Genomic DNA, 13232 nt, shown 5'->3' with positions numbered 1-13232 from the left:
GGTTTTTGGACACGGAGTCCATAGACTTTTTGGACAGGGAGTCTAGCTTCTTGTTGGACGGGGAGTCCAAGGGGTGCCGAGCAGGGTAGGCTATATCAAGTTTCATTGATTTCTAGTTAAGGTTTCAACCCGATATGATTTCTACGGAATATACGCTTCCTTGGATTGAGCATGATGTCTTGCTTGACCTGATCAGATCGCATTTCGGTAAGGCAATGCAGAAGGTTCAGGTAGATCGAACTAACCTTTCCACAGACCCCACTCTCAATATTCTTCGCAGCTTCGCCCTCAATCTCACCGAAGCTGAAATCGAGAATGCTGAGCAGGTCGTAGCGATAACCAAAACTCTTCAAAACGCAATCGGTGACTTTCATCAAGATGTTCTAGGCAATGTGCCAGGGTGGAGATCTATGGGTCGCACAGATGGTGTTTATGACATCGAGAGTTTGAAACCTGTAACGCTCGCAGGTGACAAGCATGTTATCGCTGAGGTGAAAATGCGTTATAACACCATCAAAGGAAGTGAAAAGAAAAACATTTGGCAAGACCTAGAGAAGCAGGTCCGAAGCCGCGGAAAGGCTGGCACACTTGCATTGCTCATTGAGATCATACCTCAGAGGAAGGTGGCTTATGATCGTCCGTGGAAAGTCTCAAGGACGGAACCTGTCGAATATGTGCGCCATGTCGATGGTGTGACCGGCTATTACTACGTAACTGGTCATCCTACCGCCTTACACGACCTGTTCCTGACGTTACCGTCTTTGCTTATTGAAGCTTTTCCACGTGAAAGCGACTATGTCAGGAGTGCTGAAGACATTGCCCGCTTCGTTGAGGGGTTGTGTGCTTCAGCACTTCCGGCTCTCCCGTTTGGGTACGATCCCAAAATATTGGGGCATAGTTCAGCACTGGAACTCAGACAATCTACTCCGCAAGAAGTTCGGCTTCTGCGATCGGAGAAATCGGTTCAACCGAGTCGTAGCCTTCCGGTAACGTTCCTTTGATCATAGCCTCAATACCTTTGCCAAGGTGATAGGCCAGGTTGCATGGTACGGCATTGCCAATCTGCTTGTATGCAGCGGTAACGCCACCCGAGAATTCCCAATCGTCCGGGAAAGTTTGAATTCGCGCGTATTCTCTCACGCTTAGCGGACGAGTTTCGCTAGGGTGGCACCGCTCTGTCTGCTTCTGAGCTGGATTGCAGGTCAAAGTCAATGACGGTTCATCCCACGCCAAGCGCCGTGCCATGCCTGTTTTGCCACCACCGAGATGATAGCTTGCTTTCATGTAGGATCGTTGCACGTCATCCGGTAGATCACGCCAGTTTCCACCCTCAGGCACCTGGCACATGACATCGAACTTCCAGTCCGCGTATTTCATACCGTCACTAGCGGGACAATCGGACAACGCATCCCGCAACGACACTGTGTAGTCGTGTTCACGGGGGAAGAAAATTTCGTAATCTAAGTCATTCCGCACAGCAATAATGATTAAGCGTTCACGTTTCTGTGGGACATCGTGATATTGTGCACGCATTAAGCGGTAGGCTACGCGGTAATCGGCGTTTTGCAGGGTACTCACCATGGTTTTGAAGGTTCTACCCCCATCATGGGTGAGTAAGCCACGCACATTCTCACCCATAGCAACTTTGGGTCGAACTTCTTCAACGCACCTCACGAACTCATGGAACAGCGTACCGCGAGTGTCAGCGAAGCCAAGTTTGTTGCCGGCGTAGCTAAAAGCTTGACAAGGAAAACCGCCTTCAACCAGATCGACTTTGCCGCGCAAATTAGTAAAGCTAACCTCATGGACGTCACCTTCAATGACGTTCCAATCTGGTCGATTTAGACGTAGTGTTGCAGTAGCATGTTTGTCAAACTCGTTGACTAGTAGATGACTGAAACCGGCGTGCGACAAACCAAGTGCAGTGCCTCCGCCGCCGGCGAATAAGTCAATCGAGGTCAGACCATTTTGGTTGTCATCCTTCAAGATGCGGTAGCGATTCTCAGTGTCATCGCCGTCGAGCTTTCGCTGTAGGCGCTTAACCTCGTCAAAGTTAAACAACCTGTTGTTCTTCGTATCACGGTGCGCCTTGATCAGACCCTTTTTTTCCCACCGCCGCACGGTGTCAATGGATACGTCCAGCAGTTTTGCTGTCTCCGAGATGCTCACTAGATTCATGTATCGCGCCTTCAGCTCAATTTTATGGTAACCGTTGCCTATGCATAGGTTACTATACAATGTTCTGTGGTATAAATCCAAGGAAGTCCTCGGCTGCTCGATGCTACAGGCTCAATGTAGAAAATCCCTGGACGCGTTTGTTTAGAAACAGCCCTGTATTTAGATGAAAGCATCTTTTAAGTAGGGGAGAATAGGCTGTAGATCCGGTTTGCCTGGTGTGAAAGCCCATCCCTCACTAAGAAGTTCTGCGCATGCGACTTTTCTGGAGATCTGGTTGATTACCTGGCGAAGATCCACCAATGCGCGGTTAGCATGTTGATGGAGGCCACTATTGGCACGATACCGCCTCGCAGGTAGAAAATGCTTGCTTCGAATCCAGTGCTCGTTGCCCGGATTCTGGCAAAAAGTTCGACTTCGAACTCGTGGTCAGCCGGCTCGATCACCTCCCGCTGACAGACTAGGTTTCGATCTGCGGAGGATGCCCGATCATAAGCGACATGTTATCCAGTCTTAACGTCTCCCAGGCTGTTCCATTTGTGTATTGACCTAAAATAGTTGGGCGAACTATCGCCTGTGAATCGGCCTGAATTTTTGAGAGTGGCGTGTTACGCGGCGTGAAGGCCTGCGTGGTTTTCTCGTTGGTAGTTGGTGTAGTGCTCGATCGGCGGGATATGCCCGAGCGAGGAATGCAACCGCTCGTGATTGTACCAGTGGACCCATCTGGCTGTGGCGCGTTCCACCTCACCCCAGTCCGTCCACGTCCTGGCCTCGAAATCAATGAGCTCAGACTTGTACAGTCCGATCGTTGACTCCATCAGGCCGTTGTCGTAGGCGTCGCCGACGGTGCCGATAGACCCGTCCATCTGGTGGACGGTCAGCAGCCGGCGGAGATCTGTGGAGGTGTACTGTACGCCAGCGTCCGAGTGGTGGATCACCCCGGCTGACTCAAAGTACGGGTCCTGGCGCTGGCGTAGCGCCAGTGCCTGTCGCAGCGCACGGATGACCAAAGATTTCGTGGCTCGGGTGTCCACGACATACGCCAGGATCTCACGGGTGAACACGTCGGTGACAAAAGCCACGTAGCTTCAAACCGCAGCTGGTGTGCACATACGTGAAATCCGCGACCCACCACTGATCGGGGCACTGAGCCTGCGACCAGGCCCGTTGAATACGATCCGGGAAACGCTGCGCGGTGGGATCAGCAACGGTGGTGCGTGTGGTCTTGCATCGGAGTACACCCGCAATTCCAAGGATCTTCATCAGGCGTTGCACCTGGTCACGGCCGATGTTCCAGCCTGCCCGGTGGGCGGCTTTCCATAGTTTTCGTCGCCCGTAGACTTGCCGATTGGCCCGCCACAGCTCAAACAGGCGGTGCGCGGCGTAAGCCTCGTCCAGCTCGGCAGGGGTGGGCCCGAAACCACGGGCCTGGAAGCGGTAGAACGTTGCCGGTGAAATAGCGTATTCATGCTCGTTGAGCACGCGGCACATCCGCTCGATGGAATACAGGTGCCGGTGAGTGCGGAGGAAGTCCACGATCACTTCCACTTGCGGTCGAGCTCCGCCTGGGCGAAAAAAGCTGAGGCCAGTTTCAGGATCTCGTTGGCTTCTTTGAGCCGGGCGTTTTCTTTGCGCAGTATCGCAAGTTCCGCGTCTTTCTCGGCGTCGGATTGCTCGACAGCAACGTCCACCTTTTTCTCTTCTGCGCGTACCCAGTTACGGATAGTAGATGCTTTGATGTCGATGACCGCTTCGACAGCGCGTAGTGCGGCTGCCTTGGATGAAGCGCCGTCAGCAAGCTCCTCGAAGTACAGCCGCACCGCCCGCTGGCGGGTCTCCTGGTCGTAGGGGCTGATAGCCATGATGTTCCTCCTGTGTTACATCATGCCCTCTCACCAACCCAGGCCGGTTTACCTGTATTCTGCGCTCGAAATTGAGCGCCTGCAGCAGGTGATGATCTACCGGGCAACGGGGATGAAGCTTGCGGAAATTAAGGCCCTTTTGGAGGGCGAGCAGGAAAGCCTGGAGCACCTGCGCCGTCAGCGCGCCCGCCTTGAGCAACAGCGCGCCGGGGTGGAGGCAATGCTGCAGGCTGTGGAAACGCTTTTGGAGAAGCACATGAATAAAGAAGAGTTGAACTTACAGCAGATCGGTGAAATCCTTGGCGACGCCAACTTTGCCGAGCACCAGCAGGAGGCCGAGCAGCGCTACGGCGACTCGCAGGATTGGCAGATCAGCCAGCAGCGTACCGCAAAGTGGACCGCCCAGGATTGGGAGGCGAACAAGCAACGTTTCTCCGCCATCGACGCCCGCCTTGCCCAAGCTGCTCGCGACGCCATCCCCACCGATTCCCCCGAGGCCGCCGCTCTGGTAGCCGCCCACCGCGAGGTCCTTAGCGAGTTCTTCCCGGTCACCCCGGCCAAGCACTACCTGATCTCCCGCGGCTACATCGCCGACCCTCGGTTCCGCAGCTACTACGAGCAGCAGCAGCCGGGCCTCGCACAGTGGTTGGCGGACGCCATTGCTCACGTAGCGCAGGAGCAGGGGGTGGACCTGGAGCAGCCCACCTGGGAATAGGGCAGTTTCCGCCGCCCAACCCTCTCCAGCCAGGTAGCCCACTGGCATCCCAGGGTGGAGTAGGGGAGCAAAAAGCGGGGCCCACTGCTTGAACAAGTAGTGGGCCCCGCTTTAGGGGTTTGTGCTGTCCGCTTAGGCGTAGACAGACTCTTCAACTGGGGAAATGCCGAGTTTGTTGAGCATGTAGAGCACGCGGGCCTCGAGGTCGTCTGCGAGTTCACGGCTTTGCTCCAACGTCTCAGCCTTGGCCACGGGCCAGACCTTGACTTCCTTGCCAGCCTCGTCGCGGGGAGCGTCGGTACCCAAGAACACGATGAAGTCCGGCATGGCTACGGTGCGCACGTCGTTGGTGTGCCGTGGGGCAGCGGCCAGGCCGCGCTCGTTGAACACCTTTTGCATGTGCCCGATGGCGGCGTTTTCTGGATGGCTTGCTGCGGCGTCCACATAAAGGGCCTCGCCGGCGTACTTCTTGGTCAGTGCCACGGCAGCGTTTGCCAGGGCTGCATTGGTGCCGGCGGCGAAGCGCACGTGAATGCGGTGCTCGCCGAAGTATTCATTGGCCTCGCGTTCCACGAACACGGGGATGAACTCCTCAAGGGTGGCCTTAGCGGTGTGCTCGGCGATGAGTTGGTCCAGCTTTGCGTCAATTGCCTCAGCGGAGTGAGCATGCCCAAATGCGGCGTGCAGGTCCGCGCGGAGCGTTTCAAAGCGCTTTGCGTTGATGTTGTGGAGCATGATGTGTACCCACCCACTTTCTCAAAAGTCTCAGGGCTGGAAGTTTGTTCATCCATAAGATAAAAGGCAACTTCCGGCCACTTGCTGTTTACCTGTTGTTCACTTTAGCGCATTGTGGTGTGAACTATGCAACTCCCAAACGCGAAAAAGTTTCCATGAGTAGCCCTGACCTTGGAAAACGCAACCTTAAAAATTCTTGAATTTGTTGCTTTCTTGGCGTGTTGAGCTGCTTTCTCGATGCAGGGCTGGGCCGCAAACGGCATTGGTAGGTGCGATCTTGGGGGTGTTGGAACCCTCCCTTGTGCTTCTTGGCTGCGGGCAGGGATGGCCGCCGCCCCGCTAGTCCCGGTCTCTGCTGGGGGAGTGTTGAGGGACTTCTTTGTCTCGCTTGCGTCAAATTGCTTGTCCGTCCGATTGGTTTCGGCTACGCTGTGCCCTTGTGTTTAATGGAAAGCATTTCCATTAATGAAAATCAATTGAAAACCCAAGAACGCGGGTTCGGCAATGAAGTACCGGTCGAGAAACGTTGAAGTCAGGGAGAAGGAGGAGCGGCATGTTACGTCAGCGGCAGGAAACAGCCCGCAACCTCACATCCGCCCGAAACGCAGTCCGGCTTGGGATGCTGGGAATGCTGTTGATCGCCGTGGTGTTTCTTGGTGCAAGCCTCGGCCCCTTGGGCTTCCAGCCTGGGCAAACGCTGAGCGCCCTCGCACACACGCTCACAAGTACTGCCAACTCCGCCGCTCAAGACCCCGCCCACGCCCTGGTTACCGCCGTGCGTCTCCCGCGCACACTCACTGCCGCGCTGGTGGGCGCGAGCCTGGCGGTGGCTGGAGCTGCCATGCAGTCAGTGTTTCGCAACCCTTTGGCTGAGCCAGGAATCACCGGCGTATCCAGTGGCGCAGCGGTGGTCGCGGTGCTGGCCATCACCACCGGGTTGAGCTCCGTGCATCCGCTGATGTTGCCGCTCGGCGCCTTTGCCGGCGCGCTGCTCGCGGTTGTGGTGGTGCAAGCCATTGCGGCACGCGGTTCCTCCCACACAATCCTGCTGGTAGGTGTGGCACTCAACGCCTTCCTCGGGGCGGTGATCGCGGCGGTGATTGCCAACGCAGTTGATGCCGAGGACGCCCGTTCCGCAATGTTCTGGCTCAACGGAGACCTCACGGGCACCACCATGGCTGACATCAAGCTCGTGATACTGCCTCTGCTGCTCGGCATGATTGTGGTCGGGCTGCACGCACGCGAACTCAACCTCCTCGCAGCCGGCGAGGCCATCGCCCACACCTCCGGCATGCAAGTAGGGCGCACCAAACAAATCGTTCTGTTCGCAGCCGCGCTGACCACCGCCAGTGGCGTGGCGATTACCGGCATTATCGCCTTCGTGGGCTTGGTCGTCCCGCACCTTGTCCGCCTCTTGTGGGGCAGCGATCACCGCCTGCTCCTTCCCGCGAGCGCCCTTCTTGGCGGTGTGCTGCTCGTCTGCGCCGACGTCACCGCCCGGCTGGTCTGGCAGCCTGTTGCCCTGCAGACGGGCGTCGTCACCGCGCTTTTTGGCGCACCCTTCCTGCTCTTCCTGGTGATTCGGGCGGCAAAACTGCAGCAAGGGGGCCAAGGATGATGCTGGAACTGCGAGGGGTTTCCGTGAGCTACGGCCGCGCCGGGGTGCTGAAGGAACTCACGCACACGTTTGCGCCAGGGCAGGTACACGCGATCGTCGGCCCCAACGGCGCGGGCAAATCCACGCTGCTCAAGGCGATGCTCTGCCTGCATCCCTACCGCGGGAGCATGCGTATCGACGCCGCCGAGGCCCGCACGCTCCACCCGCGGCAACGCGCGCGGAAGGTGGCGTATGTTCCCCAGCAACTCCCGCCAGGCATCGAGTTCTCCGGCAGGCAGTTCGTGGAACTGGCTCGCTACGCGCGACTACGCCGCTTTGACACCCTCACGGCGCAAGATACCGAAGTAGTAGAGCAAGCACTCACACACGCTGGTGCTTTGGGCTGGGCGCACAAACCGGTGCGGCACACGTCGGGTGGCCAGCAGCAGCTCACCAGCTTGGCGCGGGCACTCGCCCAAGAGCCCCAAGCACTGCTGCTGGACGAACCCACCAGCGCCCTGGACATTTCCCATGAGGCAAAGGTGATGCGTCTGCTGCGGCAGTGGGTCGCCGAAGATCCACAACGCCTGGTGGTGGCTGTTGTGCATGACCTTTCACTGGCAGCCAGATTCAGTGACCAACTCGTGCTGCTCGCACACGGAGGCATTGCGCGCTCTGGCTCCCCACCGGAGGTGCTCACCACCGCCATCCTCAGTGAGGCCTTCGGGGTGCAAGTGGAGGTGAGCGCGCACCCTCGTACAGGGGCGCTCCAGGTGCAGGCGCGCTGATCTTGCAGGCGTGCTGGCGCTCTGAGCCGCGGAAATGTCGAACATTACATCCATATGACGTAAAGGAGTTTTGCTTTGAAAAAGATTGCCCACCCGTTCGCGTTGAAGTCCAGTTTCTCGGCCCGGCTTGTGTGTGCTGGTGTTGCGCTGGCTGTGCTCGGCGCCTGCAGCCCGGCGCAGGAGCAACCATCCCAAGAAACTACTCAAGCCACCAACGCGGCGGCCTCCGCTGCACCTACCGAGCAGGCTTCTGCGAAGGAAACCGCACAGCCGCAGCGGATTGTGGCGGTGACCAGTGACGTCGCGGGCATCGTTCTTGCTCTCACCGGCGGCGAACGTGTGGTTGCGGTGCCGGCGAGCGTGGAGGCACCCGCCGGTGTGGAAGCAACGCTGCCCCCTGGCACCGATCCCGAGGTGGAACAGGTGCTCGCGTTGAGCCCTGACCTGGTGATTACCACCACTCGTCACGGCGGTGAGGAGACGCTGGCGCAGCAGCTTGAGGCAACCGGCGTCCAGTCTTTGGTGGTAGACCCGGAGCAATTTGGCACCCCAGAGGGCGTGGCGGCAGCAACCCGCACGATTGGCCAGGCGATTGGGCTCAAAGATGAGGCAGAGCGGCAAGTGAAGCAATTTGAGGAGGAGATCGCCGCCCTCGATGCCCAGGCACTCACTGACGGCCCCACCGCGTTGGCGCTGATGGTCCGCGGCCCGCAGGTGATGGCGATGGACCAGGGCCTCATGCTGCCGGGGCTGATCACGCGCGCCGGTGCGACCTACCAGGCCCAGGCCATCGGCTTGCAAAACACCCGCCCGATCGACGCCGAACAGCTCCTCAAAGCCAACCCCGAAGTCCTGTTCGTAGAGGATTTCCAGGGCAAGGGCATCGCACCTTTTGAGTCCCTGCTGAACAACCCCGCAGTGGCGAGCGTTCCTGCAATTCAACACAACCGCGTGTATGTGATTTCCCAAAGCGAGGCTTCCGGCATTTCCGGCCTGAAGACCCCCGAGGGATACCGCGCGATCCTCACCAACCTCAAGCAGACGAGCTAATCCATCACCGCAGGTCAAAAGGGGTACACGGGGCGTGTCCCGCCCGCACATTACACTGCCACTCATGAGCCATCCAACGCAGCACAAACCCTCACACCCTCATGCCGCGCAACCTCCGCATGGGCGAGGCGGGGGTGGGTTTGGCCTGCTACCTGCACTCCGCCATACGGCCACGCGGCAAATCGCGCTCGCCAACGCCGCACGATACTTCGGCTGGGCACTGTGGGCGGTGGGTGTGGGGATGCTTTTCGACGTCACCACCTCCGCCCCATCCGCACACAGCTTGCCCTTTGCGGTTGGTGTTGTGCTGTGTGGGCTGCTGACCATGCTGCTTGCGGCATCCTCGGCGAGTTTTCTGCAGCTCGAACGCCCTCGGGCCGCCGAGGCCCGCGTCCGTGCGGGCCTGCTGAGTGCGTTATGGTCCGTGCCTGAATACCGCCCGCCGAATCCTGCCTCGGGCGGAGGTAGGGGAGGGGCCTCTGACGAGGGCGCGGACGTTGCGCTGCTCACCCAAGACGTGGAGAAATACACCAACAACCACGATGGATTCCAAGGCCAAGTGGCTGGCGCAGTGCTTGGCCCAATAGCGGTGCTCGCGCTTGTTGCGGTGGCCGTGGATTGGCTGAGTGCACTGGTGTTGCTGCTCGTGCTTCCCCTTGCCCCGGTGGTGATCGGCTGGTTCCAGCGAAAGTTCCGCGCCCAGGCTGGTGCATCCAGGCGGATGCGAGTCACCCTTGCCGCGCAGTTCACCGCAATCATCCGCGGTATGGAAACAATCGTGCTTGGCAGGGCAGGCCAGCGGGTCCACTCGATGTTGGCGCATGCAGGTGAACGCAACCGGAAGGCCACGATGGCGCTGCTCGCCCGCAACCAGTTGGTGCTTTTTGTTTCCGAGGCGGCGTTTGCCCTGGCCACCACCGCGGTAGCCGTGCTGATAGCGGTGGCGCGTATGCAAGCAGGTGCGCTCACCGAAGGCCAAGCCGTGGCGTTGGTGCTGGTGAGCTTGGTCCTGACCACGCCACTGCAACTGGTGGGCAGCTTCTTCTACATCGGGATGGCCGGCCGCGCCGCCGGTGGCGCAATGGGCAGGTTCCGAGCTCGTTTTGCACAGCGCAGTGGTGAACAAACACCTGAAAACGTCACCATAATCGTGGGCCCAGACAACGAGGTTCGCCTGAGCAACGCCACCATTGCGCGCCAAGGCCGAACCCTTGTGCAGGGCCTTGATCTGCACGCCGCACCTGGGCGCCCGGTGGTGCTCACTGGGCCTTCCGGCGCAGGCAAATCCAGTGTGATCGCGGCCCTGCACGGCACCCTGCCTCTGGCTGCGCCCAATGGTAATGGCGGCCACTCCAGGAATGCGACAAGCGAGCTGGTCTTGCCGGAGGCAGGCAGCGCGTTGATTGCGCAACGCACCTGGCTGTTCACCGGTAGCTTGCGCGAAAATCTGGAACTTGCCATGCCCGCGGATGAAGGCGGCTCGGCTGTAACAACAGATGAGGCCCTGCTTTCGGTGCTCGCCACGGTGCAACTCGAAGATTTTGCACAGGAGCGTGGGCTGGACACGCCAGTGGGGGAGGACGGCGCCAACGTGAGCGCCGGCCAAGCGCAAAGGATCAGCATTGCCCGCGCGTTGCTGGCGGGGAAGCAGGTTCTGCTGTGCGACGAGCCCACGGCCCACGTGGACCAAGCCACCCACCACGCCATCATGGACGTGCTCGCTGAGCTCTCCGCCACCCACGCGGTGGTACTGGTCAGCCACGTTCCGGGGGCAACCCTGCCCAACGCCACCCACATCGAGATCGGCCAGGAGCAGCAATGAGCACACATACCAACGCACTGCCAACGCCAACACCTTCAACCGCTTCCTGGCTCGCCGCGGAAACTCAGGGCTTTCGGCCAGCGCTCGCACTCAGTGCGCTGGCGCGGCTGCTTGGGCTCATCGCGGCAATCGGCATGTACTGCGCAGGTCTGCTTGCCGTGTTCCAGCACAACTTGGTATGGGTGGTGGTTGCCGTGGTGCTGGGCTTGGCCAAAGCCCTGTTGCGCTACGGCGAGCAATTCGCCGGCCACTGGGTGGCATTCAAGGTGCTAGAACAACTTCGCGCCAAAGCCTTCGCTGGGCTGCTCGCCCAATTCGACGCCAACCGGCACCACCACGAACACCCTCATTCCCCATCGCGCTCCTTGAGCGGGGACCTTGTGGAACGGCTCACCAAAGACATCGACCGGCTGGAAGTGTTCTACGCGCACACCCTGGTGCCAGCCACCACGGCACTGCTCACCCCCTTCCTCGCCGCGGGCCTCGTGCTCGCGGCAACAGGGGACGTCCTGGCAGCCGTGATTGGGTTTGGCAGTATCGCGGTGGTGTGGGCCAGCGCGCTCCTCGGAGTCCGCCGCATTTTTGCCACAAACCACGAAGTGGCGCAACTTCGCGGGGAGATCTCCCACCGGGTCACAGACGCCGTCTTTGGCCACAGCGAGATCATCAACTACCGCATGCAGCCCAAAATCCGCGCCCGCATCAGCACGGTAGACGGCCACATTCACGCCAAGCAGCGAACCCTGGCAACAATCACGGCTGCCCGAAACGCCCTGCTCACCCTGGGCCTGCTCGGTGGCCCTACCTTGTTGTGGTTCATCGGGCTCTCTGGGCAACAGGCAGCGCTAGCCACGGCGATTGTCCTCGTGAGTGGTCTGCATGGAGCCGCAATGGAACAGCTCACCCCTTCCCTTGCGGCGGCGTGGGCGTCGGCACGGCGCGTCCAGCAGCTCAGCACCAAACCGCCCGCACAGGAAGGCCAACCCTGGCCAACAGATGCGGGGGAGCTGCGGCTGCAAGGAGCTGGTACGGCGAGCGTTTCCGTCCCTCCCGCGGGACACCTATTGGTGCGCGGACCCTCCGGCGTGGGCAAAACCAGGCTTCTGCGCACCATCATGCAGCTCGACTCCGCAGGTCAAGTGAGCATTGACGGCATCCCGGTGCATGAGATTGCTCCACATGAGCTCCGCAAGCACATCGCCTATGCCCCACAAAAGGCGGTCACCTTCCCGGATACCGTGGGATTCAATCTCACCCTCGGGGCGCCGGTGGAGCAGGCGCGCATCCGGGAAGTCCTCGATGCCCTGGAACTCAGTGAAGTTGCCGCAGATCTCAGCGCCCCGATGGGCACTTGGTCCGGTGGCCAACTCGCACGCCTCGGCATCGCGCGGGCAGTGCTGCAGGAACCGGAGATTCTGCTCCTCGACGAGCCCACCGCTCACCTCGACCCGGCGCTTGCCCAGGCAGTGCGGGAACGGCTGCCAAGACTTCTGCCCGGCGTGACAATCGTGGAAGTCACTCACAGCGCTGCCGACGCCACCCTAGGCGGCAAAGAACTACAAGTGTTGAAATTCCCCGATACTTCCGATTCTCCCGATACTTCCGAACCCTTTGGGACCAATACATAAGGGTTCCAAAAGGATTCGATAAGTTTTTCCTCATGCGGCGGCGGGGAGGCAACTTGGCCGTTAGGATCGGCACTATGAACGCAAATCGCCCCTTGAAGAGGTCACGCGCGTTTCGTCTCGCCTCAATTGCGGCTGTGCTGGGCGTGAGCACGGCCTTGGTTTCCTGCGGCAACTCCCAACCAGCAGAGGAACAAAGCACGCAAGCCACCACCACCACCGTGGCTGCAACCACTGTCACCCAAACACAGACGCAAACCCAATCCCAAGCAACCACTACACCTCCGAGCGGCCTTGTGAGCCTGGAGCCAGCGCCACAAACCCAAGCCAATCAAACCCAAGCAAACCAACCAACCCCGAGCGCACCGGCCAACCAACCTGGGCGAAACACCCGTCCAGTGATCCCGCCGGACACTCGGAAAGGTAGCCGGGTGAACCTCGATGGAACCGAGGTCACCGTCCAGGTCTACGGTGATGGGTTCGGCCTGCACCTGGTGGGAAATGGCCCCAACACCTCGCCTGAGTTCGCGGTAGCCACCATGGAAGTGCTTACCGCCGGGCTCAACGCCACGGAGGAAAACGTCCGCGACACCCTCCCGCGCACAGTGAACGTGTACAGCCCGGCAACGGGGCAAACCTACAGCATGCAATGCGTGAACAACCCCAACAAGACCATCCGTTGTACCGGAGGGAACGGGGCTGAGGTCATGATGTACTAGTGCGTGCTCATCAGCGCTAGGGCGTGTCTCCTAATTGTGGGCCTGTGCTCGAGCATGATTGAGGTGTGTCACAACGGTCTAGATTTACGCAGTTCACGAATGCACAGTGGGAGCGAGTTGAACCACTTCTGCCAACGAATGAGG

Annotated in this window: 10 protein-coding genes and 1 pseudogene; 8 read left to right on the top strand and 3 right to left on the bottom strand. The window is 59.6% G+C overall.

From position 1 onward, the window contains the following. Positions 1–134 precede the first annotated feature (134 nt). Positions 135–1001, top strand: a complete 867-nt coding sequence (locus NQ018_RS04720) for an Eco47II family restriction endonuclease (RefSeq protein WP_257058966.1) — start codon at positions 135–137, stop codon at positions 999–1001. On the opposite strand, the gene dcm is transcribed toward NQ018_RS04720, so the two are convergent. Both dcm and NQ018_RS04710 read right to left on the bottom strand, forming a co-directional pair. After that, the gene (gene dcm, locus NQ018_RS04715; protein WP_257058963.1) at positions 922–2178 is read right to left on the bottom strand and encodes a DNA (cytosine-5-)-methyltransferase; all 1257 of its coding nucleotides are present in this window, start codon (positions 2176–2178) and stop codon (positions 922–924) included. The two genes, NQ018_RS04720 and dcm, sit on opposite strands and share 80 nt — an antisense overlap. 605 nt (positions 2179–2783) lie before the next feature. Beyond that, positions 2784–4040, bottom strand: a pseudogene (locus NQ018_RS04710) (IS3 family transposase). A 19-nt stretch (positions 4041–4059) separates the two neighbouring features. Between NQ018_RS04710 and NQ018_RS04705 the strand changes: the two are divergent. Further along, positions 4060–4752, top strand: coding sequence for a MerR family transcriptional regulator (locus tag NQ018_RS04705; RefSeq protein WP_257058960.1), 693 nt, complete (start codon positions 4060–4062; stop codon positions 4750–4752). Between the two features lie 132 nt (positions 4753–4884). Here the strand turns inward: NQ018_RS04705 and NQ018_RS04700 are convergent, their stop codons facing one another. Beyond that, positions 4885–5487 (bottom strand): three-helix bundle dimerization domain-containing protein, encoded by a 603-nt coding sequence (locus NQ018_RS04700; RefSeq protein WP_257058958.1) that lies wholly within the window; start codon positions 5485–5487, stop codon positions 4885–4887. Between the two features lie 553 nt (positions 5488–6040). On the opposite strand from NQ018_RS04700, the gene NQ018_RS04695 reads away from it, so the two are divergent. The 6 genes from NQ018_RS04695 to NQ018_RS04670 all read left to right on the top strand — a co-directional run bounded on the left by NQ018_RS04695 (position 6041) and on the right by NQ018_RS04670 (position 13088). Continuing rightward, positions 6041–7105, top strand: a complete 1065-nt coding sequence (locus tag NQ018_RS04695; RefSeq protein ID WP_257058956.1) for a FecCD family ABC transporter permease — start codon at positions 6041–6043, stop codon at positions 7103–7105. Then, complete coding sequence (locus NQ018_RS04690; RefSeq protein WP_257058954.1) at positions 7102–7872, top strand: ABC transporter ATP-binding protein; 771 nt, start codon at positions 7102–7104, stop codon at positions 7870–7872. The genes NQ018_RS04695 and NQ018_RS04690 overlap by 4 nt, the downstream gene beginning before the upstream one ends. 75 nt (positions 7873–7947) lie before the next feature. Then, positions 7948–8922 (top strand): ABC transporter substrate-binding protein, encoded by a 975-nt coding sequence (locus NQ018_RS04685; protein WP_257058951.1) that lies wholly within the window; start codon positions 7948–7950, stop codon positions 8920–8922. Between the two features lie 64 nt (positions 8923–8986). Continuing rightward, positions 8987–10744, top strand: coding sequence for an ATP-binding cassette domain-containing protein (locus tag NQ018_RS04680; protein ID WP_257058950.1), 1758 nt, complete (start codon positions 8987–8989; stop codon positions 10742–10744). Then, on the top strand, positions 10741–12372 hold the full coding sequence (locus NQ018_RS04675) for an ATP-binding cassette domain-containing protein (protein ID WP_257058947.1): 1632 nt from the start codon (positions 10741–10743) through the stop codon (positions 12370–12372). Before NQ018_RS04680 ends, NQ018_RS04675 begins: the two co-directional genes overlap by 4 nt. A gap of 74 nt (positions 12373–12446) precedes the next feature. Then, positions 12447–13088: a hypothetical protein gene (locus NQ018_RS04670; protein WP_257058944.1), complete on the top strand. Its 642-nt coding sequence runs from the start codon at positions 12447–12449 to the stop codon at positions 13086–13088. Positions 13089–13232: the final 144 nt, after the last annotated feature.

The sequence above is a fragment of the Corynebacterium kozikiae genome, assembly GCF_024580965.1.
Classification (GTDB): Bacteria; Actinomycetota; Actinomycetes; order Mycobacteriales; family Mycobacteriaceae; genus Corynebacterium; species Corynebacterium kozikiae.
The sequence above is the reverse complement of the archived record's forward strand: the minus strand, read 5'-3'. Positions and strand labels throughout refer to the sequence as shown.